This window comes from Thioclava sp. GXIMD4216, from assembly GCF_037949285.1.
Taxonomy (GTDB): domain Bacteria; phylum Pseudomonadota; class Alphaproteobacteria; order Rhodobacterales; family Rhodobacteraceae; genus Thioclava; species Thioclava litoralis.
In genome coordinates this window covers 110,280-131,974 of sequence record NZ_CP149926.1, presented here as the reverse complement: position 1 = coordinate 131,974, position 21,695 = coordinate 110,280, and the positions used below count along the sequence as shown (strand labels likewise).

Annotated in this window: 19 protein-coding genes and 1 riboswitch; of the genes, 13 read left to right on the top strand and 6 right to left on the bottom strand. The window is 65.2% G+C overall.

The annotated features are described in order from the left end of the window. The first annotated feature begins 76 nt into the window (after nucleotides 1-76). Both WDB88_RS00655 and WDB88_RS00650 read left to right on the top strand, forming a co-directional pair. The gene (locus WDB88_RS00655; protein WP_339108300.1) at nucleotides 77-1,450 is read left to right on the top strand and encodes an FAD-binding oxidoreductase; all 1,374 of its coding nucleotides are present in this window, start codon (nucleotides 77-79) and stop codon (nucleotides 1,448-1,450) included. A gap of 150 nt (nucleotides 1,451-1,600) precedes the next feature. Beyond that, nucleotides 1,601-2,827 (top strand): hypothetical protein, encoded by a 1,227-nt coding sequence (locus WDB88_RS00650; RefSeq protein WP_339108299.1) that lies wholly within the window; start codon nucleotides 1,601-1,603, stop codon nucleotides 2,825-2,827. A 5-nt stretch (nucleotides 2,828-2,832) separates the two neighbouring features. On the opposite strand, the gene WDB88_RS00645 is transcribed toward WDB88_RS00650, so the two are convergent. Further along, entirely contained in the window at nucleotides 2,833-3,546 is a 714-nt protein-coding gene (locus WDB88_RS00645) for an arylesterase (protein WP_339108298.1), read from the bottom strand. Between WDB88_RS00645 and WDB88_RS00640 the strand changes: the two genes are divergently transcribed. The 10 genes from WDB88_RS00640 (at nucleotide 3,545) to WDB88_RS00595 (ending at nucleotide 13,794) form a co-directional block, all read left to right on the top strand. Beyond that, nucleotides 3,545-4,228: an ABC transporter ATP-binding protein gene (locus WDB88_RS00640; RefSeq protein ID WP_339108297.1), complete on the top strand. Its 684-nt coding sequence runs from the start codon at nucleotides 3,545-3,547 to the stop codon at nucleotides 4,226-4,228. The two genes, WDB88_RS00645 and WDB88_RS00640, sit on opposite strands and share 2 nt — an antisense overlap. After that, nucleotides 4,225-6,732, top strand: a complete 2,508-nt coding sequence (locus WDB88_RS00635; RefSeq protein WP_339108296.1) for an FtsX-like permease family protein — start codon at nucleotides 4,225-4,227, stop codon at nucleotides 6,730-6,732. The genes WDB88_RS00640 and WDB88_RS00635 overlap by 4 nt, the downstream gene beginning before the upstream one ends. A gap of 40 nt (nucleotides 6,733-6,772) precedes the next feature. Continuing rightward, nucleotides 6,773-6,875: riboswitch (TPP riboswitch) on the top strand. A gap of 66 nt (nucleotides 6,876-6,941) precedes the next feature. Then, a complete protein-coding gene (gene thiD, locus WDB88_RS00630; protein ID WP_339108295.1) occupies nucleotides 6,942-7,745 on the top strand; it encodes a bifunctional hydroxymethylpyrimidine kinase/phosphomethylpyrimidine kinase in 804 nt (267 codons plus the stop codon). After that, nucleotides 7,742-8,743, top strand: coding sequence for an FAD-dependent oxidoreductase (locus WDB88_RS00625; RefSeq protein ID WP_339108294.1), 1,002 nt, complete (start codon nucleotides 7,742-7,744; stop codon nucleotides 8,741-8,743). The genes thiD and WDB88_RS00625 overlap by 4 nt, the downstream gene beginning before the upstream one ends. Continuing rightward, on the top strand, nucleotides 8,734-8,931 hold the full coding sequence (gene thiS, locus WDB88_RS00620) for a sulfur carrier protein ThiS (protein ID WP_339108293.1): 198 nt from the start codon (nucleotides 8,734-8,736) through the stop codon (nucleotides 8,929-8,931). Before WDB88_RS00625 ends, thiS begins: the two co-directional genes overlap by 10 nt. Before the next feature lies 1 nt (nucleotide 8,932). Next, nucleotides 8,933-9,706: a thiazole synthase gene (locus WDB88_RS00615; protein ID WP_339108292.1), complete on the top strand. Its 774-nt coding sequence runs from the start codon at nucleotides 8,933-8,935 to the stop codon at nucleotides 9,704-9,706. Next, the gene (locus WDB88_RS00610; protein WP_339108291.1) at nucleotides 9,703-10,296 is read left to right on the top strand and encodes a thiamine phosphate synthase; all 594 of its coding nucleotides are present in this window, start codon (nucleotides 9,703-9,705) and stop codon (nucleotides 10,294-10,296) included. Before WDB88_RS00615 ends, WDB88_RS00610 begins: the two co-directional genes overlap by 4 nt. Then, nucleotides 10,293-11,273 carry a HesA/MoeB/ThiF family protein gene (locus WDB88_RS00605; protein WP_339108290.1) on the top strand — a complete coding sequence of 327 codons (981 nt, stop codon included), beginning with the start codon at nucleotides 10,293-10,295 and terminating at the stop codon, nucleotides 11,271-11,273. The genes WDB88_RS00610 and WDB88_RS00605 overlap by 4 nt, the downstream gene beginning before the upstream one ends. 143 nt (nucleotides 11,274-11,416) lie before the next feature. After that, nucleotides 11,417-12,820: an MATE family efflux transporter gene (locus tag WDB88_RS00600; RefSeq protein ID WP_339108289.1), complete on the top strand. Its 1,404-nt coding sequence runs from the start codon at nucleotides 11,417-11,419 to the stop codon at nucleotides 12,818-12,820. A gap of 83 nt (nucleotides 12,821-12,903) precedes the next feature. Continuing rightward, complete coding sequence (locus tag WDB88_RS00595) at nucleotides 12,904-13,794, top strand: LysR family transcriptional regulator (protein WP_339108288.1); 891 nt, start codon at nucleotides 12,904-12,906, stop codon at nucleotides 13,792-13,794. An 82-nt stretch (nucleotides 13,795-13,876) separates the two neighbouring features. Here the strand turns inward: WDB88_RS00595 and metG are convergent, their stop codons facing one another. From metG to WDB88_RS00575, 4 genes are all read right to left on the bottom strand, one after another. Beyond that, nucleotides 13,877-15,586 carry a methionine--tRNA ligase gene (metG, locus tag WDB88_RS00590; protein ID WP_339108287.1) on the bottom strand — a complete coding sequence of 570 codons (1,710 nt, stop codon included), beginning with the start codon at nucleotides 15,584-15,586 and terminating at the stop codon, nucleotides 13,877-13,879. Between the two features lie 85 nt (nucleotides 15,587-15,671). Beyond that, a complete protein-coding gene (locus WDB88_RS00585; protein WP_339108286.1) occupies nucleotides 15,672-16,109 on the bottom strand; it encodes a GNAT family N-acetyltransferase in 438 nt (145 codons plus the stop codon). 3 nt (nucleotides 16,110-16,112) lie between these two features. After that, on the bottom strand, nucleotides 16,113-16,745 hold the full coding sequence (locus WDB88_RS00580; RefSeq protein ID WP_339108285.1) for a LysE family translocator: 633 nt from the start codon (nucleotides 16,743-16,745) through the stop codon (nucleotides 16,113-16,115). A gap of 88 nt (nucleotides 16,746-16,833) precedes the next feature. After that, on the bottom strand, nucleotides 16,834-18,207 hold the full coding sequence (locus tag WDB88_RS00575) for an aminotransferase class III-fold pyridoxal phosphate-dependent enzyme (protein WP_339108284.1): 1,374 nt from the start codon (nucleotides 18,205-18,207) through the stop codon (nucleotides 16,834-16,836). A gap of 167 nt (nucleotides 18,208-18,374) precedes the next feature. Here WDB88_RS00575 and WDB88_RS00570 point away from each other — a divergent pair, with 167 nt between their 5' ends. Then, nucleotides 18,375-19,817 (top strand): PLP-dependent aminotransferase family protein, encoded by a 1,443-nt coding sequence (locus tag WDB88_RS00570; RefSeq protein ID WP_339108283.1) that lies wholly within the window; start codon nucleotides 18,375-18,377, stop codon nucleotides 19,815-19,817. On the opposite strand, the gene WDB88_RS00565 is transcribed toward WDB88_RS00570, so the two are convergent. Next, nucleotides 19,814-21,694: a glycoside hydrolase family 15 protein gene (locus WDB88_RS00565; RefSeq protein WP_339108282.1), complete on the bottom strand. Its 1,881-nt coding sequence runs from the start codon at nucleotides 21,692-21,694 to the stop codon at nucleotides 19,814-19,816. The two genes, WDB88_RS00570 and WDB88_RS00565, sit on opposite strands and share 4 nt — an antisense overlap. Nucleotide 21,695 lies beyond the last annotated feature (1 nt).

Genomic DNA, 21,695 nt, shown 5'->3' with positions numbered 1-21,695 from the left:
CGCCGTTCTGTATACAATAGGGATATGACCTGTGTCGGGTGCCGTTCGGGCCCCCGCTTGTTGGATGGGGACTGACATGCTGCTTGATCGCCTGCGGGATTTGCTGGGGCATGACCATGTGCTGACCGGCGCGGATATGGCAGGTTTCGGTGAGGAATTTACGGGCCATTACCACTGGCAGCCGCTGGCCGTGCTACGTCCTGCCACAACCGAAGAGGTCTCGGGCATTCTGCGGCTGGCCTCGGAAAGCGGCACGCCGGTCGTGCCGGTCTCTGGCGGGACGGGGCTGAATGGCGGGCACGAGGCCGAGGGGCGGCTGATGATCTCGTTGGCGCGGATGAACCGCATCCGCGATTTCAACCCTGCGGCCCGTACCATTGCGGTGGAGGCGGGGGTCATCTTGCAGACGATCCATGACCATGTGGCCGAGGCCGGTCTGATGTTTCCGCTCAGCTTCGGGGCCAAGGGGTCGGCGATGGTCGGGGGCTTCCTGTCGACCAATGCGGGCGGCTCGAATGTGGTGCGCTATGGCAATGCGCGGGCGCTGTGTCTGGGGCTTGAGGTGGTGATGGCCGATGGCGCGGTGATGAACCTGATGACCGCGCTGCATAAGGACAATACCGGCTATGACCTGCGCGATCTGATGATCGGGGCGGAAGGCACGCTGGGGGTGATTACCGCCGCCATGCTGCATCTGGTGCCGGCCCCCACCGCGCGGGCCACGGCGCTGCTGGCATTGCCGGGCTTTGCGCAGGCGCTCTCGCTTCTCAACCGTGTGCAGGCGGGTACGGGCGGGGCGGTCGAGGCCTATGAATATCTGCCCGATCTCTTTTTCGACCGGATGGCGAAATACAAACCCGACTGGACCTGCCCGATCACCCCTGCGCCGGTGAATATCCTGCTGGAAATCGCCACGACGGTGCCCGGAGACACCCCGCAATCGCGGCTGGAGGATCTTCTTGAGGCCCCGCTGGAGGCGGGGGATATTCTGGATGCGGTCGTGGCCTCCTCTGATGCACAGCGTAACTATCTGTGGCATATGCGCGAATCCGCAGCCGAAGTGTCCCTGAACGAGGATCCGCTGGTCGATACCGATGTGTCGCTGCCGCTGGATCTGATCGAGCCGTGGCTCAACCGGATGAATGCCGAAGTGGCGCGACTGGACCCAAAGGCGCGGATGATGGCGATCGGGCATCTGGGCGATGGCAACCTGCATTATACCGTCTACCCGTCGGATAAGGGCTTTGTGGCCCCGATCCGTGATGCGATCTCTCGCGAGGCGGTGGTGATGGGGGGCAGCTTCTCGGCGGAACATGGCGTCGGGCTGTCCAAGCTGGGGTCGATGGCGAAATACAAAGACCCCGTTGCGCTGCGCACGATGCGCGCGATCAAGGCGGCGCTGGACCCCAAGAATATCCTCAATCCGGGCAAGACGGTCCCCGAGGCCTGACGGCCCCTTCGGGTCTCGGTCCGGCATCAGGGGGCGGTGCTGCCTGTGCCGAAGCCGCGCAGAGCGGCCTGTGCGGCCCCGAAGCCGTGATAGGGATTGCAGCGCCCTGCGCGAAAGGGCATGTGGGGATCTTGCGAAAGGAAGGTCCCGATGTCTGCCTTGGCCGCGTATAAGCCGCTGGTGAAAGATCCCGCATTGCTGCTGACCTCGGCGCTGATGGTGCTGTTTGGCGCGCATGTGGCCTCGCTTCTGCCGCAGGCTTCCACCATCGCGGTGACCATTTTCGGGCTCAGCGACGGGGCCTATTCCCGCATCCTTATCGCGGCCTCGGTGATTGCGGTCACCACCTCGGTGGGCTTTGGCATTATTGCAGACCAGCGGGCCAACCGGCGCACCATCGCCTTGCTCTCTTCGGTGTTTCTGACAATCGGTTCGGGGCTGGTGACGCTCCATCCCAGCCCTGTCACCTTTGTGCTGGCCCATGCGGTTTTCGTGCCGCTGGCCTCGACGCTGTTCGGGCAGCTTTTTGCGTTGGGCCGGTTGGCGGCCTCGGTCCATCCCAAGCGTGAACGCGAGGCGATCCAGTCCAGCCTGCGGGCGCTTTTTGCCGTGCCGTGGCTTGCGGTGCTGCCGGTCTGGTCGCTGGCCTTCGGCGCGGGGGTCGACCTGATGGCGATCTATCCGGTCTGTTTCTGCCTTGCGACCTCGGTTCTGGTGCTGACGCTTCTGTTCTGGCCCCGCGACGGCGCGACGCGCTGGCCCGACCCGAAATCGGGGCTGAGCTTCCGCCAGTCGCTGACGGAAATGGCGGATTGGCGTATTCTGGTGCGGGTGCTGGCTTTGGGCGCGATCAATGGCGGCGTTGTGCTCTATCTTGTGCTGATCGGTCTGGTCTTTGCGCAGGTGCCCGGACGGGGGGCGGGGGATGTGGCGATTTATGCGGCGATCACCGCAGGGCTGGAAGTGCCCCTGATGCTGATGGTGCCGGCAGTCTCCATGCGGATGTCGCGGGTCACGCTCATCCTGATCGGAACGTTGCTCTATTCCGTGCATCTGGCCTGCATTCCGGTGCTGGCATCCAGTCCGGCCTTGTGGGTCCTGCCGGTGTTCGGGGCGCTGGGGGGCGCGTTCATCCTGACCCAGCCGATGGCATATCTACAGGAACTTCTGTCTGCGCGGCCCGGTGCGGGGGCCTCGCTTCTGGCGCTGCAAAAGCTCATAGGCGACGTCACCAGCGCCACGGTCTTTGCCCTTGGTGCGGCGCTGGTAGGCTATGGGGTGGTGGCGCTGCTGGGGGCGGCTCTGGCCATTCTGGCGGCGGCGGCGTTGTATCTCATGGACCGCCGCAAACAGGGCGGCCCACGCTACTCGGCCTGATCGCGCTACTCGACCTGATCGAGAAGATCCAGAACCTGCGGCCCCAGCGCCTCGACCACCAGTGCCACACCCTTGGCGGAGGGGTGGAGGCCGTCGGGCTGGAGATAGTCGGCGCGCTTGGTGTCATCCTGCTGGGCTGCCGCCAGAGGTGCCAGCAGGTCGGGCACCAGCACCGCATCGTATTCTGCCGCCAGATCGGGATAGATCGCGCGGAACTCGGTCTGGTAGCTGGTCCCGTAATTGCCCGGCACGGGGACACCGGCCAGAAGCACTGGCAGATCCTTGTCGGTCACGGCCTTGAGGATGGCATCCAGATTGGCCTTTGCCTGAGCAGGCGCCAGCCCGCGCAGGATGTCATTGCCGCCAAGCGCCACCATCACCGCATCCACATCGGGCGTCAGCGACCAGTCGATACGTGCCCGCCCGCCTGCCGTGGTATCGCCCGATACCCCGCCATTGATGATCGTGACATCCGCACCATGCGCGTTCAGCCATGCCTGCAACTGCGGCACAAGGCCCTGGCCATCGGGCAGCCCGTAGCCTTGGGTCAGGCTGTCCCCGAAGGCCAGCAGCGTCTTTTCGGCGGCATGGCCCTGTAGCGGGGCCAGTGCCAGCAGCAGGGCAAAACCCGCCCGGATGCCGCGTTTGTGAAGTGCAAAGCTCTGTAGACCCCGTGTCTTATGGGGCGGTAGGCAAAGGAATTTCGACAGGATGGACATGGCGGATACAGTGCTTTCCATGAAAGAAGTGGAGCTGAAGCTGGAGGGAAATGCAGGCCTTGTCCCGATCCTGAACGGAATTACGCTGGACGTCCAGCGCGGGCAGAGCCTTGGTCTGACGGGGCCTTCGGGGTCTGGCAAATCCTCGCTTTTGATGGTGATGGGCGGGCTCGAGCGCGCCACATCGGGGCAGGTGCAGGCGCTGGGGCAGGATCTGGGCGCGATGCAGGAAGACGCGCTGGCGCGGTTTCGTCGCCATCACATGGGGGTGGTGTTCCAGAATTTCCACCTGCTGCCCACGATGACCGCGCTGGAAAACGTGGCCCTGCCGCTGGAGATTGCGGGCGCGCGCGATGCTTTTGCCCGCGCCAAGGCCGAGCTGGAGGCGGTGGGGCTTGCCCACCGGATGCACCATCACCCGACAGAGCTGTCTGGCGGCGAGCAGCAGCGTGTGGCACTGGCCCGTGCGCTGGCCCCGCGCCCCGAGATCCTGCTGGCCGACGAACCCACCGGCAACCTTGATGCCAGGACCGGCGTGCAGATCATGGATCTGCTGTTCGGGCTGCGCGACCATTATGGCGCGACGCTTGTTCTGGTGACCCATGCCGCCGATCTTGCCGCCCGCTGCGACCGTGTGGTGGGGCTGCGCGATGGGGCCATTCTTTCGGACAGCCTCGCATGAGCGTGTCATGGTCCATCGCGCGGCGCGAATTGCGCAGCGGGTTGCGCGGCTTTCGGGTGTTCTTCCTGTGCCTGATGCTGGGGGTGGCGGCGATTGCCTCGGTGGGGCTGGTGCGCCATGCCATCCAGCAGGCTTTACAGGAACAGGGCGCGGTGCTTCTGGGCGGCGATGCCCAGCTGGAATTCACCTATCGCCGCGCCACAGCGGACGAACGCGCATGGATTGACGCGCGGGCGGCGCGGGTCTCCGAGGTCATCGATTTCCGCTCCATGCTGCGTCACGGCGAAGGCGAGACCCTGCAGACCGCGCTTGTTCAGGTGAAGGGCGTCGATACTGCCTATCCGCTTTATGGTGCGGTAGAGACCGCCCCACAGATGCCGCTGGCAGATCTGATGACCCCTGTCGATGGCGTCTATGGTGCGCTGGTCGACCCCGTTCTGGCGGATCGCATGGGGCTGAAAGCGGGCGATCCCGTCGAGATTGGCGGCGTCACGTTCCGCATGCTGGCGCGGCTTGCCCGTGCGCCCGACGAAACAGGGGCGGGCATCACGCTTGGCCCGCCGGTGATCGTGGCCACCAAGGCGCTGGAGGGCTCGCGCCTGCTGGACCCCGGCGCGTTATATGAAAGCGAATACCGTCTGGCCCTGCCTGCGGGCACCGACCTCGAGACCCTCAAAACCGAGGCGCAGACCCGTTTCAAAGAGGCCGGTCTGCGCTGGAGCGACCGCAGGCGGGCCTCTCCGGCGGCGGACCGTTTTGTGACGCGGCTGGGGAGTTTCCTCGTTCTGGTGGGGCTTGCGGGGCTGACGGTGGGCGGCGTGGGGATTTCGTCCTCGGTGGCAAGCTGGCTGGACCGAAAGGCCGCGACCGTGGCGACCCTGCGGGCCATCGGGGCCTCGGGGCGCACCATCCGCTGGGTGTTTTACTGGCAACTGATCGTGCTCGGCGTGGCAGGAATTGCGGCGGGGCTGGGGCTGGCTTGCCTTCTGGTGCTGGGCTCTGGCGGGCTGATCGGGCGGGTCATGCCGATCCCCGTGGATCTGCGCCTGAGCGCAGGCCCGATGGCCGAGGCCGCGATGTATGGCGCGCTGGTCACGGCGATCTTCTCGCTCTGGCCGCTTGCGCGCCTGTCACAGACGCGGGTGGCGCGGCTTTACCGCGCACGGGCGCGGGGGCTGCCGCCCTTAGGGATGCTGGCGCTGATCGCGCTTCTGGCGGCGGTGCTGGTGGGGGCGTCGATGGCGCTGTCGGGCCTGCCGTGGCTGACGCTCGGGGCCTTGGGCGGGGTGGCAGGGGCGCTGGCTTTGCTGGCGCTGACGGGCTGGCTGACGAAACGTCTGGCGGCCCGCGTGCAGCGGATCGTGCGGGGTGCGCCTGCGCTGCGGGTGGCGCTGGCGGGAATTTCCGGCCCTAACTCCGAGGCGCTGCCGGTGGTGCTGTCGCTGGGTCTGGGGCTTTCGGTCCTGTCGGCCATCGGGCAGGTGGATGCGGGGCTGCGCAATGCGATTGCGACCGACCTGCCAAAACAGGCACCGGCCTTTTTCCTGCTGGACATCCAACCCGACCAGCTTGCGCCTTTCACCGCGCAGATGCAGGCCGATCCGCAGGTCGAGCGCGTCGAGACCACGCCCATGCTGCGCGGTGTGATCACCCGGATCAACGGCAAACCTGCCCGCGAGGGCCGCCCCGACCACTGGGTCTTGCGCGGTGACCGTGGCGTGACCTATGCCGCCACCCCGCGCGAGAAAATCGTGGCCGGCCAGTTCTGGGCCCCCGATGATCAAGGCCCGCCGCAGATCAGCTTTGCCGCAAAGGAGGCGCAGGAGCTTGGGCTGAAGCTGGGCGACAGGCTGACCGTCAATATCCTTGGCCGCGACATCACCGCGCCGATAACCTCGCTGCGCGATGTCGATTTCTCGACGGCGGGGATCGGCTTTGTGATCACCTTCAACCCTGCGGCTCTGGCGGGCGCGCCGCATACCCATCTGGCCACACTCTACGCCCCCGAAACCGCCGAACCTGAGATCCTGCGGCATCTGGCGCGGGCCTTCCCCAATGTCACCGCCGTGCCCGTGCGCGAAGCCATTGGCCGCCTGACCGAGGCGTTGCAGGCGATTGCCCGCGCCACCTCGCTTGCGGCCAGCGTGACGCTGGTGACGGGGGTGATCGTGCTGATCGGGGCCTCTGCGGCAGGCGAGGCCCGCCGCGCATGGGAGGCGGCGCTGTTGAAAACGCTAGGCGCCAGCCGTGGCCGTATTCTGCTGGCGTTCCTGCTGCGCGCGCTGATCCTTGGCGGTGTGGCGGGGCTGGTGGCTGTCGGGGCGGGGGCGCTGGCGGGCTGGGCGGTGCTTACGCAGGTGATGGAGCTGGGCTATCACATGGCGTGGACACCGGCGCTTGTCATCCTGTTTACCGGCATGGCGGCGGCGCTGCTGGCGGATCTGATGTTTGTGATCCGGCCCCTGCGGGTGCGGCCCGCGCGGATCTTGCGGCAGGCCGATTGAAAGACCTCTTGTATCGCTGCGCCGCGAGGTCTAGCTTGGCGCAAATCCGTTGGGGTGCCCCTATGAGGGGCTGAGAGGCGTCACGCCAACCCATCGAACCTGATCCGGCTTGTATCGGCGTAGGGAACGGAACCAAAGCGATGGGTGCAGCCTTTCTGCATCCCCTTTTTCCGCCCGTGCCGAGATGCCGGGAAATTGGAGGAAGGGATATGGTCGCGAAACTTCTCAGTATCGCAGGATCGGATTCGGGCGGTGGCGCGGGGCTTCAGGCCGATCTCAAGGCGGCTTCGGCGCTGGGGGTCTATGCCATGAGCGCCGTCACCGCCGTGACCGCGCAGAACACGCGCGGGGTGACGGATGTGGTGCTGATGTCGCCCTCTATGCTGCGCGCCCAGATCCGCGCCTGCCTGGACGATATCGGGGCCGATGCGATCAAGATCGGCATGCTGGGCTCGGCCGAGCTGGTGCGGGTGGTGGCCGAAGAGATCGCGGGATTTGCAGGGCCTGTGGTGCTGGACCCCGTGATGATTGCCAAATCCGGTGATGCGCTGCTGGCCAAAGAGGCCGTGGCGGCGCTGATATCCGACCTGCTGCCGCTGGCAAGCCTGCTGACCCCGAACCTGCCCGAGGCCGCCTGTCTTCTGGGTCTGCCCGAGGCGCAGGAGGCCGATGAGGCGCAGGCCCGCGCGCTGCGGGCGCTTGGCCCGAAGGCGGTGCTTCTGAAGGGCGGGCATGCGACGGGGCCTGTCTGCACCGATCTTCTTCTGGCCGAGCAGGTCTCTTATTTCACCGCGCCCCGCTGCGCCACGCGCCACACGCATGGCACAGGCTGTTCGCTGGCCTCGGCCGTGGCGGCGGGGCTGGCACTGGGGCAGCCGCTGCCGCAGGCGGTGGCGCGCGCGCATGGCTGGCTGCAGGGCGCGATCCGTGCCGCTCAGGGGTTGCAGATCGGGCAGGGCCACGGGCCGGTGCATCATTTCCACGAAATCTGGCCGATGGAGGCTCTGGCATGAGCATCGATTTCACCATTCTGGGCGCGGGCGTGGCCGGGCTGACCACCGCGCAGGAGCTGACCGCGCGCGGGGCACGGGTGCAGATCATCGACCCGCATGGCGCCCCCGGACCGCATGGCTGTAGCTGGTGGGCAGGGGGGATGCTGGCACCCCATTGCGAAAGCGAGATCAGCGACGAGATCGTGGTGCGCCACGGCCTGCGCGCGGCCGACTGGTGGGCCAAGGCAGGGGTGCCGGTGACCCATCGGGGCACTCTGGTGGTGACGCTGGCGCGCGACCGGCGCGAGCTGGACCGTTTTGCGCGCCGCACCGATGGCCATTGCTGGCTGGATGCGGCGGGCATTGCCGCGCTGGAACCCGATCTGGCCGACCGCCACGAACGGGGCCTGTTCTTCGGGACCGAGGCCCATATCGAACCGCGCGTGGCGCTGGCCGTCCTGCGCGAGGGGCTTGCGGACAAGGGCGTCGAGATCATGCCCGACGCGCCGCATCAGGGACGGCTTGTCGATTGTCGCGGGCTGGAGGCGCGCGACCACTTGCCCGCCCTGCGCGGGGTGCGCGGGGAAATGGTGGTGCTGCGCTGCCCGCAGATCGGGCTGTCGCGCCCCGTGCGGCTGCTGCATCCGCGCTATCCGCTGTATATCGTGCCACGGGGCAACGGGATCTTCATGCTGGGGGCGTCACAGCTGGAAGGCGACAGCCGCGGACCATCGACCCTGCGCTCGACGGTCGAGCTGCTCAATGCCGCCTTCGCGCTGCATCCGGCCTTTGCCGAGGCCGAGGTGCTGGAGCTTGGGGCCAATGCCCGCCCCGGATTTGCCGATAACATTCCGCGCGTGGTGGTCGGCGCGGACCGCGTTTTTGTCAACGGGCTGTTCCGTCATGGCTATCTGATGTCACCCGCGCTGGCGATGACCGCCGCCGATTATCTGCTGGACGGGCAAAACTCGGAACTTTTGCTGTCTGAACCCCTGCTACAGGAGGCCCCATGCGCCTGATCGTCAACGGAATCCCCGCCGAGGCCGAGGCCACGACACTGGCCGAGGCGCTGGTTGTTCTGGGCTATGGCGAGGCCCGTGTGGCCACCGCCGTCAACGAGGTCTTCGTGGCCTCGGCCGCCCGCACGGGCCATGCCCTGCGCGACGGCGACCGTCTGGAAATTCTTGCACCCCGTCAGGGAGGGTAACATGCCGGTTTTCTATGGAACCGAGGTGGCATCGCGGTTGATGCTGGGCACCTCGCACTATCCCAGCCCCCGCGATCTGGCGCAGGCTTTTGCGGCCTCGGGCGCGGGGATTGCCACCGTGTCTCTGCGCCGCGAGACTGCCGGATCGGGCACGGGCGCGGGCTTCTGGGAGCTGATCCGCGGGCTGGATGTGCCCGTGCTGCCCAATACCGCCGGATGCCATTCGGTCAAAGAGGCGGTGACCACCGCCCATATGGCGCGCGAGGTGTTCGATACGGACTGGATCAAGCTGGAGGTGATCGGCCATCCCGACACGCTGCAACCCGATCCGTTCGGCCTGTTGGAGGCCACCCGCATTCTGGCCCAAGACGGGTTCAAGGTGTTTCCCTATACCACCGAGGATGGCGTCTTGGGCGGCAGGCTCTTGGAGGCAGGGGCCGAGGTGCTGATGCCGTGGGGCGCGCCGATCGGCACGGGGCTGGGGTTGAACAATCCCTACGGGCTGCGAAGCCTGCGGGCGCAATTCCCCGAGGTGCCGATGGTGATCGATGCGGGTCTGGGCCTGCCCAGCCATGCCGCCGCCGCGATGGAGATGGGCTTTGACGCGGTGCTTCTGAACACGGCGGTGGCTAAAGCCGGAGACCCCGTGAAAATGGCCGAAGGGTTTGCGCGCGCCCTGGAGGCAGGGCGGCTGGCCTATGAGGCGGACCCGATGGAGCCACGCGATATGGCCCAGCCCTCGACGCCGGTGATCGGCATGGCGGTGCTGGCATGATCCCGCGTTTCTATCCCATCTTCGATCACCCCGACTGGCTGCGTCGCGCGCTGCCCTTGGGGGTGGAATTCGTCCAGTTGCGGATCAAGGACCAGCCGCAGGACCGTTTGCGCGCTCTGCTGGCCGAGGGGCGTGACCTGTGCCGCGCGCATGGGGCGCAGATGGTGGTGAATGACCATTGGGAGCTGGCCATCGAGCTGGGCTGCAACTGGCTGCATCTGGGGCAGGAAGACCTTGAGACCGCCGATCTGGCGGCGATCCGCGCGGCGGGGCTGAAGCTGGGCCTTTCCACCCATGACGAGGACGAGCTGGCGCGCGCTCTGGCGGCGCGTCCCGATTATGTCGCGTTGGGGCCGGTCTGGCCGACGATCCTGAAAAAGATGAAATGGCATCAGCAGGGGGTCGAGACACTGACCCGATGGAAGCAGCTGTGCCAAGGGGTGCCCTTGGTGGCCATTGGCGGGCTGTCGGTGGAACGCGCGCCTCTGGCCTTTGCAGCAGGGGCGGATTGCGTGTCGGTGGTGACCGATATCACCCTCAATGCCGACCCGGAGGCACGGCTGCGGCAGTGGCTGGAGGTCACCCGATGACCCGCTATGCCCGCCAGATCGCCGTGCCGGGCTTCGGAGAGGCGGCACAGGCGCGGCTGCAGGAGGCGCGGGTGCTGGTGGTGGGGGCTGGCGGGCTGGGGGCGCCGGTGCTGCACTATCTGGTGGGCGCGGGGGTGGGCTATATCCGCCTGCTGGATGCCGATCATGTCAGCCGCTCCAACCTGCACCGGCAGACTCTGTTTCGCGAAAGCGATATCGGCCGGTCCAAGGTGCTGGCCGCGGCGGCCCATATGGCGGATCTCAACCCCGACGTGGTGCTGGACCCTGTGCCGCAGGCGTTGAGCCCTGCCAATGTCGCGCATCATATGGCAGGCTGCGATCTGGTGCTGGATTGTGCCGATAGTTTCGCGGCCAGCTATATCCTGTCGGACCAGTGTCTTGAAAACCGTGTGCCGCTGATCTCGGCGTCTGTCGTGGGGACCGAGGGCTATGTCGGCGGGTTCTGTGCCAATGCGCCCTCGCTGCGTGCGGTCTTTCCCGATCTGCCACAGCGGTTGGGCAGCTGTGCTGCGGATGGGGTACTGGGGCCGATTGTGGGGGTGATCGGCGCGTTACAGGCCCAGATGGCGCTGGCGGTGCTGACCGGTTTCGGTGAAAGCCCTCTGGGGCGGGTCAGCAGCTTTGATGCGGTTTCGTGGCGCTTTGGCGGTTTTGTGTTCCACACCGCGCCCGAACCCGAATACGCGCCGCGCTTCATTGCTCCCGAAGCGATGTCGGCGGAGGATCTGATCATCGATCTGCGCGCCGAGGAGGAAGGTCCGCTGGCGCATCCGCAGGCGCATCGGCTGGGCGTGGAAGACCTTCGGACGATGGCGCTGTTCGGGCCGCGCAAGCGGTTGGTTCTGGCCTGCCGGTCGGGGCAGCGGTCCTGGGCTGCGGCAGACGCGATCCGTGGCGAATGGCAGGGCGAGATCGTGCTGGTGGCGATGGGCGCGCACCCTGTTGAACGGGCCTGAGTTGCAAAGCGGATGACTTCGTGCCGGATGACGCTATCTGGATGAGCTGCAAAGAACAGACGGAGCCCTTTATGTCGCGTGGACCCTCAGGCAAGACCTCTTCAAACGCTCTTGTTTCCGGCTCTATTCCCTGGGCGCTGGCTATGTTTGCCCTGCCGACGCTGGGCTCTTCGGTGCTGCAATCGGCAGGCGGGTCGATCGACTCGGCTTGGGTGGGCAACCTGCTGGGCGAGACAGCGCTGGCGGCCACCACCAATGGCAACCTGATCATGTTCCTGCTGGTCAGCTTTGTCTTCGGGTTCGGCATGGCGGCCACCATTCTGATCGGTCAGGCCATCGGGCGTGGCAGCCTGTGCGAGGCCCGCCGGATCGTCGGCACGGCGGTGGGCTGCTTTTTTCCGCTGGCGGTCGTGGTGGCCGTGGCGGGGTATTTCGCCGCGCCGCATCTGCTGGCGTTGCTGGGGACCGATCCGCAGATCGGGGATCTGGCCCGTAGCTATCTGCAACTGACCTTTGTCGCCATGCCAGGCATCCTGATGCAGACCATGCTGATGATGACCCTGCGCGGGTCGGGGGATTCGGTGACGCCGCTCTATTTCATGATTCTGGCGGTGCTGCTGGCGGCGGTGATCAACCCGCTGCTGATCCTTGGGGTCGGGCCGCTGCCGAAGCTGGGCATCGGCGGATCGGCGATTAGTCTGGGGCTGGCCAATTACACCTCGCTGGTGGCGATGCTGGTCTATATCTATCTGCGGGACTTGCCGCTGCGCCTGCGCGGGGGCGAGCTGCGCTTTCTGCGGCCCGATCCGCAGATCCTGCGCCAGATCCTTGCCAAGGGCCTACCCATCGGCCTGCAGATGGTGGTGGTGACCACCGCCGCGCTGACGGTGCTGCGCCTGATCAATCGCGAGGGCGTGGAGACCACGGCGGCTTACGGTGCGGTGCAGCAGATCTGGACCTATGTGCAGATGCCCGCGATGGCGCTGGGGGCGGCGGTGTCGGCAATGGCGGCGCAGAATATCGGGGCGGGCCGGTTTGATCGTGTCTCGCGGATCACCCGTATCGGGATCGTCTTCAATATGGTACTGACCGGCGGGCTGGTGGCTCTGCTGTTGCTGGTGGACCGCTATGCGCTGGCGATCTTTCTCGACGGGCAGGGGGCGGCGATGGAGATCGGTCAGCATGCGCTTCTGGTGGCGACATGGGGCTTTGTCGCCTTCGGGGTCAGTCAGGTGCTGTTCGGCACGGTGCGGGCCAACGGGCGTGTGGTCTGGCCGCTGGTCATTCTGGCGGTGTCGCTTTATCCGGTGCGGCTGGGCTTTGTCGAGCTGATGCATCCGGTGCTTGGCACCGATGCGATCTGGTGGAGCTTCCCGACCGCCTTCTGCGCCACGATGCTGATGGCGGTGTTGTATTATCGCTTCGGTCGCTGGCAGGACGGGCCCGCAGGTGGATTGCACACCCCGCCAAAGCCTCCTATTGCCAATCCCAGCGATACCCAGCCCGATCCTGCTTCGGCCACGCTGTCCCACGAAAGGACGCAATGATCCGAAGCCAGATCGACAGCCAGATCTTGCGCATCACCGCCGAAGGCCGTTCAATGCGCGCATAACAAAGCGATGAGGACCATATGCCGTCGAGCATTCCGAAGACCAACCTCGAACATTGGGCCATCTTGCGGCGCGTTGTGGAATGCGGCAGCTTTGCCGAGGCGGCGATCAGCCTGGAGCGGAGCCAGTCCGCGATCAGCTATTCGGTGTCCAAGCTACAGGAATCTCTGGGCTTCCCGATTATGGAGATGCAGGGCCGCCGCGCGGTTCTGACCGAGCATGGCAAGCTGTTGCTGGCCGAGGTCTCGCCGCTGATCGACGAGCTGGTTTCGGTCGAGACGGCCGCACGGGCGGAATCCGGCACCGGACCGCTTCAGGTCCGCCTGCTGGTCGATGCCCTTTTCCCGCGCGAATGGCTGGGCGAGGCGCTGCAGCAGCTTCAGGTGAAATTTCCCGATGTTCTGGTGGATATCCACGAGACGGTGCGTCTGGAAATGTCGGAATTCATGAGCCTGCCCTTTGATCTGGCCGTGGTTCTGCCCGAGCTTTGCCCTGTTGTCGGCCAGCGGATCTGCGAGATGGATTTCGCGCTGGTGGCGCGCAAGGATCACCCTCTGGCCAATGCCCATCACAGCCTGACACAGGCCGAGATGGCGCGGCATCTGCGCGTTTTCATCCGCGAGAACCGGCTGGACGGCACCGAGGTGGACCGCCCGCATGGCCGTATCTGGACGGTCTCCTCGCTGGAAAGCGCCGTGGCGGCGGTCGAGCGGGGCATGTGTTTCGGCTGGTTGCCGACCGAGCTGATCTCCGGTCAGCTGGAACGCGGTGATCTGGTGATGCTGAATGCAGGCGGGGTCAGCCGCCGCAAGGTCTCGCTTGATCTGGTCTATCGCGATGTGGACCGCGCCAGCACGCCGGTGAAATTTATGGCGCAATGTCTGGCCTCGATCCATCAGGCCAATGGCTGATCGGGTCTCGGCCTGACCTCGGGCCGAAATGCAAAACGGCGGGCGCATCGGCCCGCCGTTTTTTCATGTCCGGAGCATTGGCTCAGGTGCGGATGCCCGCAAAGCGGCTTTGCCAATCCTCGCGCTCTTCGTCCGAGATCTTGCCAAACAGCACGTCCGGCGTGGTGAAGGCATGGCCTTCGGGCAGGGCGCGTACGGCGGCGGCCACATCCTCGGGCCAGGTTTGGTCGGTTGCATGCATGCCTTCCAGCATGGACGCTGCCGCATCGGGGATGAAGGGTGCCGAGAGCACCGCGTAAAGCGGCACGAGGTTCAGCGCCAGACGTGCAATCGCGCCCGCCTGCACCGGATCGGTCTTGAACACCGACCAAGGCGCCGAGGATTGCAGATATTCATTGCCCGCCACCCAGATCGCGCGCAGCTCGGCTGCGGCCTTGCGGACCTCTTTGGCCTCCATGAAGCGCTCGTAGTCGCGGATGCGGGTGGTCAGCTCGGCAATCAGCGCCTCGCCTGCCTCGCCCCAATCGCCGCCCTCGGGGATCGCTTCCCCGAATTTGGAACGGGTGAATTTGGTGATCCGCGAGACGAAATTCCCCAGCACATCGGCCAGATCCTTATTCACCGATACCTGGAAATTCTCCCAAGTGAATTCGGCATCCGCCGACTCGGGGGCGTGCGAGAGAAGCCACCAGCGCCAGTAATCCGACGGCAGGATTTCAAGCGCCTGATCCATGAAGACGCCACGCCCGCGCGAGGTCGAGAACTGGCCACCATCATAATTGAGGTAGTTGAAGGATTTGATGTAATCCACCAGCTTCCACGGCTCGTCCGAACCAAGGATTGTCGCGGGGAAGGAGAGCGTGTGGAAGGGGACGTTATCCTTGCCCATGAACTGGGTATAGGTCACATCCTCGGCGCCTTTATCGGTGCGCCACCAGCGCTCCCAATCGCCGCCCGAGGCCTCGGCCCATTCCTGCGTGCCCGCGATATATTCGATCGGCGCGTCGAACCAGACGTAGAAGACCTTGCCTTCCATGCCTTCCCAAGGCGCGTCCTCGAATTGCGCAGGCACACCCCAGCTGAGATCGCGCGTGATGCCGCGGTCCTGCAACCCGTCGCCGTCATGCAGCCACTTCTTGGCAATCGAGGTGGTCAGCACCGGCCAGTCGGTCTTGCTGTCGATCCAGGCGTCGAGCTTGTCCTTCATGGCCGACTGGCGCAGGAAGAGGTGCTTCGTTTCGCGCATTTCCAGATCGGTCGAGCCCGAGATCACCGAGCGCGGGTTGATCAGATCGACCGGATCGAGTTGCTTGGTGCAATTGTCGCATTGGTCGCCGCGCGCGCTGTCATAGCCGCAATTGGGGCAGGTGCCCTCGATATAGCGGTCCGGCAGGAAGCGGCCATCGGCGTTGGAATACATCTGCTTTTCAGAGACTTCGCGGATCAGCCCCATATCGAACAGGCGCTTGGCGAAGGCTTGGGTCAGCGCACGGTTCTGAGTGCTGGAAGACCGCCCGAAGTGGTCAAAGCTCAGGCGGAAACCTTCCGCGATACGGGCCTGCACCGCGTGCATTTCCGCGCAATACTCGGCCACGGGCTTGCCGGCCTTCTGGGCGGCCAGCTCGGCGGGGGTGCCATGTTCGTCGGTGGCGCAGATGAACATGACCTCATTGCCGCGCGCACGCTGGTAGCGGGCGAAAAGATCCGCCGGAAGCTGCGAGCCGACGAGATTCCCGAGGTGCTTGATGCCGTTGATATAGGGAATCGCCGAGGTGACGAGGTGACGTGCCATATATCCGCCTTTCAGATGAGTTTGCGCAGGGTTTAACGCGGGGCGGGGCGTATGGCCAGAGGGATCGCGGTGCAAGCCCCGCGCTTCACGCCGGATTTTTCTGGAAATAGACGCGGTGGAAGCCGTTTTCTACCCGTTCCCCGATCTTGGCATAGCCCAGACGCGGATAGAGCGCGAGGTTCTCGGTCATTTTGGCATTGGTATAAAGCTGTACCGGCTTGCCTGCCTGACGGGCGGCCTCCTCGCAAAAGGCGATCAGCTTGCGGCCCGTGCCATGGCCCCGCGCGGCCTCTGTGACGGCGACATTTTCCAACAGAATATGGGGGCCTTCGTCATAGAAGGTGATGAAGCCCAGAAACGCCCCCTCATAGGCCACATGGACCAATCCTTGCGCGATCTGGGCGGCGTAATCGGCGCTCATGGGGGCAGGGTCGCGGCCCATGCGGGCGATATAGGGGCTGTAGGCCTCGATCGCGCAGGCGCGGATGGCGGCCTCGTCTTGCGGCGTGGCAGGGCGGATCATGGCTTATGGGGCAATCCGGCTTTGCGCCAGTTTCACCCCGAAGCCGATAAAGACCACGCCCGTCACGGCCTTCAGGGCGCGCTGGAAGGCGGGGCGGCGGGTGACGGCCCTGAGGCCACCAAGCGCCATCACCATAGCCGAGAACCATAGCGCATTGATCGTGGCATGCAGGGTGACCAGCGCGAAGGGCTGGGCGATGCCATGATCCGCAGGCAGGAATTGCGGAAAGGCCGCAAGATAGAAAAGCGAGACCTTCGGGTTGAGCGCATTGGTCAGGAAGCCTTCGATGAAGGCACGGCGCTTGCGGGTCTGGCGCAGTTCGGGGGCATGGGGCGAGGGCGTCACGCCACGGGCCGCAGCGATCAGCGATTTGACCCCGAGCCAGACCAGATAGCCCGCGCCCAGCATCTTGAAGACATTATAGGCCCATGCCGATTGCGTCAGTATGGCCGAGATTCCCAGTACCGACAGCGTCCCATGCAGGTAGAAGGCCGCCACAAAGCCGCAGACCGCCGCAAACCCCGCCCGTCGCCCCGAAAGCGGCACGATGCGCGCGATCAGCAGGCCGTTCGGTCCGGGCGAGATCACCAGCAGCGTGGTGACAAGGGCGAAGGTCAGCAGCGTGGCAAGGGTCATATGGGCTCTCCTGTAGGGGCAGACCTGCGCGGGTCATGAAAAAGGCAGGAGCGTGCCCCTGCCTTGTTCCGGATAGCTTAAGCCTGGTTCAGGCCAGTTTGGCAAGGCCGCGATCAACGGCCTCGATGATCCGGTCGATCTTGGGCTGGTCCACGATCAGCGCGGGGCTGAAGCAGAGCGTGTTGTTGAAGCCCTTGAACGACCGCGCCGTGGCGCCGATCAGCACGCCATCCGCATCCGCCGAGGCCACAACCGATTGCACCAGCTTCTCGGCCAGCGGCTCCTTGGTGGCGCGGTCGGCCACCAGTTCGGCGCCGCAGAACAGGCCCTTGCCGCGCACATCGCCGATGACTTTGTGCTTTTCCTTCAGCTCGTGCAGGCGGCTCATCATATAGTCGCCCATCGCCTTGGTATTGGCCAGAAGGCCCTCATCCTCGATGATGCGCATGTTCTCCAGCGCCGCAGCAGGGCCCGCCGTGCAGCCGCCGAAGGTCGAGATATCGCGGAAATAGCTCATCTCATCATCGGGGTCTGTGCGGAATTTCTCGAAGACCTCATCGGTGGTCAGCATGCAGGCAATCGCCGCATAGCCCGAAGCCACGCCTTTGGCGCAGGTCACGAAATCGGGTTTGATGCCGTAGTTCTGATAGCCGAACCACTCGCCGGTGCGGCCCATGCCACAGACGACCTCGTCGATATGCAGCAGGATGTCGTATTTCTTGCAGATCTCCTGCACGCGCTCCCAATAGCCTTTGGGCGGCACGATGACACCACCGCCCGCGGTGACGGGCTCGAGGCAGAGCGCGCCCACGGTATCGGGGCCTTCGCGCAGGATGACCTCTTCGATGGCATCCGCCGCGCGTTCGCCATAATTTTCCACATCCCATTGCGCGCGGTATTCAAGGCAATGCGGCACGGGGATGAATCCCTCGGGGAAGGGGCCATATTGATCGGCGCGCTGGTGCTGGCCACAGGCGGCCAGTGCCGCCAGCGAGGACCCGTGATAGTCGCGCTCGCGGTAGAGGATCTTCCACTTCTTGCCGCTGTGATGCTTATGCGCGATCTGGCGGACCATCTTCCATGCTTTCTCATTGGCCTCGGTGCCCGAGTTGACATAGTAAAGACGGGTCAGGCCCGGGGTTTTCTCGGTCAGACGTTCCGCGAATTGCGCACCGGGGATCGACCCGACAGAACCCGCGAAATAGTTGATCTTGATAAGCTGGTCGCGCACCGCATTGGCGATGCTCTCGCGGCCATAGCCCACATTCACCGTCCAGACGCCGCCCGAGACCGAATCCAGATATTCGCGCCCGTTCTGGTCCCAGACTGACATGCCTTTGCCCTCGACGATGATGCGCGGGTCATGGGTGCGCAGCTTCGCGTGTTGGAACAGGTGGTGGAAGACATGGGCCTTATCAGCATCGACAGTGGCCTGAATGTCATTAAGTGCGTGACCGTCCATCGGGGCCATCCTTTTCTTGAAACTCCGCTTCACCCAATCGCTTTCGGGCTGGCGCTGATAGGGCCAGATGGGTGTAAGCGATGGTGCCAGATTGGCGGGTATGTTATGGCAGGGTCAAGGCATTCTGCATTTGGCAGGGCGGTTGCGGGAATTTTAGGCGGAGACCTATGGCAGAGCAGGCGAAATCAACCCTTGGTCTGACGCTGGACAGATCCAGCACCGACCCGTTGCAGCGCCAGTTGCGGCAGGGGATCATCACCGCCATCGAACAGGGGCGGCTGCGTCCGGCGCAGAAGATGCCCGGCTCGCGCAGTCTGGCGCAATCGCTGGGGGTGGCGCGCAATACGGTGACGCTGGCCTATGACGAGCTGGTCGCGCGCGGCTATCTGGAGGCCCAGCCCAAGCGCGGGGTCTTTGTGGCGGTGCGCGCGCAGCCCATGCCCGAGACGGCGGCGCAAGGGGCGATCCATTGGGCCAGCCGGCTGCGGGCGCGGCCCTCGGCCTTCGAGCAGATCCGCAAGATGACCAACTGGGCCGATTACCCCTATCCGTTCATCTACGGGCAGGTGGACCCGACGCTGTTTCCCATTCAGGCGTGGCGGGTCTGTTCGCGCGATATGATGGGGCGGTCGGCGCTGGATTGGTGGTCGGCGGATCGGGCGGTGGACGATGACCCGATGCTGATCGAACAGATCCGCACCCGCATTCTGCCTGCGCGGGGGATCTTTGCCCGCCCCGAAGAGATTCTGATTACCTTGGGCGCGCAGGAGGGGCTGTATCTGGCGGCGCGTCTTCTGGCGGGCGAGGGTGCGCGTGTCGGGCTGGAGCGTCCGGGCTATCCCGACGCGCGGTTCATCTTTGGCCTGACAGGGGCCGAGCCGGTGGATCTGGGCGTGGATGCGGAAGGGGCGGCACCTGTGTCCGGCCTTGATCTGGCGGTGCTGACACCCGCCTCGCATTGTCCGACGATGACGGTGATGTCGTCCGCCCGCCGCGCCGACTGGCTGGACCGTGCGAGCGATGAGGATTTCCTGATCCTTGAAGATGATTACGAGGGAGAACTGGCCTTGGCCCGAGGCCCCGCGTTGAAGTCTCAGGATCGGGCGGGGCGCGTGATTTACCTAGGCACCATGTCGAAGATTCTCGCGCCGGGGGTGCGGCTTGGGTTTATGGTGGCACCCGAGGGTTTTGTGCATGAGGCGCGCTGGATGCGCAGGCTGCTGCACCGCTCTGCTCCGCTGAACAATCAGCGCACGGCGGCGATCTTTCTGGCCGAGGGGCATTATCTGGCGCTGATGCGGCGGCTGCGCGAGGCCCATGCCGAACGCTGGTATCAGGTGATCGACCGCCTTCCCCAAGACCTCGCGGGGTTTCGCGCGCCCGATCCCTGTCATGGCGGGTCGAGCCTCTGGCTAAAGCTGCCCGAAGGCATGGATAATGCCGCGCTGTTGCAGGGCGCGCTGGCCCGTGGCGTGGCTTTCGAGCTGGGCGATCCTTTCACCGGAGCCGAAGGCGCGGGGCGTTACATCCGGCTGGGGCTTAGTTGCATCCGGACCGAGGCCGTGCGCCCCGGTCTGAAACTATTGGGGCAGGTGGCAGAGGCGCTTTAGTCGCAGTCGGCGCGCGTGCCACGGGCCTCTTCCAGCGCGACGGCCGCCGCAATCAGCCCTGCATGGGAAAAGGCCTGCGGGAAATTGCCCAAGTGGTCGCCGCTTGCGGGGGCGATCTCTTCAGGCATCAGCCCCAGATCATTCGCCGTGGCCAGAAGGCCGGAAATCTGCGCCTCGGCCTCAGTGATGCGGCCCGCGCGGGTCAGGTAATCTGCCGCCCAGAAACCACAGGCCATGAAGTGCCCCTCATTGCCCGCAATGCAGTCCACCCCTTCCTGATAGCGGCGGAAATGCGGCCCTTCAGACAGCTCGCGCTTCAGGGTCTCATAGGTGGCCACCATCTTCGGGTCGTCCGGCGCGACGATCCCGATGCGGGGCAGCAGCAGAACCGAGGCATCCAGCCAGTCGCGTCCGATCGCGCCGGTAAAGGCACCGACCTCCTCGTTCCATGCCCGCGACAGAACATAGTCGCGGATGCGGGCATGTTCGCTGCGGTAGGCCTCGGGGTCATCCTTCACGGCGCCCAATTCGATCAGATCAAGCCAGGCATCCAGCGCCTGCCAGCACATCGCCTTGGAATAGGTGTGATGCTGGCGCGACCCCGGAATTTCCCACAGGCCGTTATCGGGCAGGGTCCAATCCAGCATGGCCGCCTGCGCATAGCCCTGCAGGCGGGTCTGTTCCTCCTCGGACAGGGTGCCGCCATGACGCACATACATGCGCGCGCAATCCAGCACGGCCCCATAGCCGTCCAATTGGAGCTGCCCCTGTGCGTCATTGCCGATGATCAGCGGCGCCGAGCCGCGATAGCCCTCAAGCGCCGTCAGTGTGCGCGTGCCCGGATCATGTTCCTTGCCGATGGAATAGAACACTCCCAGACGCGGAGCGGACTGGCGCGCGGCCTGCATCAGCCAGCGGAAGAAATTCTGGGCACAGTCAGGCAGGTTCAGCGCGAAAAACGCATGCAGCACAAAAGTGGCATCCCTGATCCAGCAGAAGCGGTAGTCGTAATTGCGCACCCCGCCGATGGTCTCGGGCAGGCCCGCCGTGGGGGCGGCCAGCAGCGCGCCCGAGTTGTTGTAATGCAAAAGATGCAGGGTCACCGCGCTGCGCATGATCGCCTTGCGGAAAGGGCCTTCGGGTTTGCAGCCCGTGTTGATCTTTTTCCAATAGGCCAAGGTGCGGTCGAGTTCACGCCGAGGCGTGCCAGCATCCACAGGGCGGGCATCGGGGCTGGCGCTGGTCAGCAGGGCAAAACGGGTCTCGCCCGCCTGAAGCGTGCAGGATCCGCCCAAAGCGCCGGGGGCAACAGGGGACAGATCCACATCGGACACAAAGCGCAGCCCGTCATGGCCGAATTCCATCCGCCAGCTGCCATCCTCATCCTGCCGGAGGTCGGGCAGGGTCGCGCCCCAGTCCAGCATCGGGTTGATCAGCACGGCCAGTTCCGGCGCACCTTCCAACGCTTCGACAATGCGCAGCACCTGCCTGTCGCCGCCAATCGAGCCATCTGCGCGTTCGCCCATCGGCATCAGGTCGGTGACCTGCAAGACCCCCTGCGGCGTGTGATGGGTGGTGCGCAAAACGGCGCTGTCCCCGATATAGTCACGGGTGATCTCCCCCTGCACAGTGGGGCCCACGAAAAACCGCCCGCCGCGTCGCGCATCCAGCATGCCGGTGAAGACCGCATCGCCATCGAAATCCGGCAGGCAGAGGAATTCGATCGCCCCGTCGCGTGCGACAATCGCGGCGGTCAGCGTGTCTCCGATCAGGGCGAAATCGCGGATCGGCGGATAGGCGTTTTTGCGCTGGGGCAGGTCGGCCAGAGCGGTGTCGGCAGGGGTGTGCAACAGCGGACGGGTGATGCGGCCCTCCATC

Bases quoted from the DNA above. Each gene is read 5' to 3' on its own strand.
- WDB88_RS00575 (WP_339108284.1), bottom strand. From the start codon at position 18,207: ATGGACGGTCACGCACTTAATGACATTCAGGCCACTGTCGATGCTGAT.
- WDB88_RS00645 (WP_339108298.1), bottom strand. From the start codon at position 3,546: ATGTCCATCCTGTCGAAATTCCTTTGCCTACCGCCCCATAAGACACGG.
- WDB88_RS00635 (WP_339108296.1), top strand. From the start codon at position 4,225: ATGAGCGTGTCATGGTCCATCGCGCGGCGCGAATTGCGCAGCGGGTTG.
- metG (WP_339108287.1), bottom strand. From the start codon at position 15,586: ATGGCACGTCACCTCGTCACCTCGGCGATTCCCTATATCAACGGCATC.
- WDB88_RS00565 (WP_339108282.1), bottom strand. From the start codon at position 21,694: ATGGAGGGCCGCATCACCCGTCCGCTGTTGCACACCCCTGCCGACACC.
- WDB88_RS00580 (WP_339108285.1), bottom strand. From the start codon at position 16,745: ATGACCCTTGCCACGCTGCTGACCTTCGCCCTTGTCACCACGCTGCTG.
- WDB88_RS00570 (WP_339108283.1), top strand. From the start codon at position 18,375: ATGGCAGAGCAGGCGAAATCAACCCTTGGTCTGACGCTGGACAGATCC.
- WDB88_RS00595 (WP_339108288.1), top strand. From the start codon at position 12,904: ATGCCGTCGAGCATTCCGAAGACCAACCTCGAACATTGGGCCATCTTG.
- WDB88_RS00650 (WP_339108299.1), top strand. From the start codon at position 1,601: ATGTCTGCCTTGGCCGCGTATAAGCCGCTGGTGAAAGATCCCGCATTG.
- WDB88_RS00600 (WP_339108289.1), top strand. From the start codon at position 11,417: ATGTTTGCCCTGCCGACGCTGGGCTCTTCGGTGCTGCAATCGGCAGGC.
- WDB88_RS00615 (WP_339108292.1), top strand. From the start codon at position 8,933: ATGCCGGTTTTCTATGGAACCGAGGTGGCATCGCGGTTGATGCTGGGC.
- thiS (WP_339108293.1), top strand. From the start codon at position 8,734: ATGCGCCTGATCGTCAACGGAATCCCCGCCGAGGCCGAGGCCACGACA.
- WDB88_RS00585 (WP_339108286.1), bottom strand. From the start codon at position 16,109: ATGATCCGCCCTGCCACGCCGCAAGACGAGGCCGCCATCCGCGCCTGC.
- WDB88_RS00640 (WP_339108297.1), top strand. From the start codon at position 3,545: ATGGCGGATACAGTGCTTTCCATGAAAGAAGTGGAGCTGAAGCTGGAG.
- WDB88_RS00605 (WP_339108290.1), top strand. From the start codon at position 10,293: ATGACCCGCTATGCCCGCCAGATCGCCGTGCCGGGCTTCGGAGAGGCG.
- WDB88_RS00610 (WP_339108291.1), top strand. From the start codon at position 9,703: ATGATCCCGCGTTTCTATCCCATCTTCGATCACCCCGACTGGCTGCGT.
- WDB88_RS00655 (WP_339108300.1), top strand. From the start codon at position 77: ATGCTGCTTGATCGCCTGCGGGATTTGCTGGGGCATGACCATGTGCTG.
- thiD (WP_339108295.1), top strand. From the start codon at position 6,942: ATGGTCGCGAAACTTCTCAGTATCGCAGGATCGGATTCGGGCGGTGGC.
- WDB88_RS00625 (WP_339108294.1), top strand. From the start codon at position 7,742: ATGAGCATCGATTTCACCATTCTGGGCGCGGGCGTGGCCGGGCTGACC.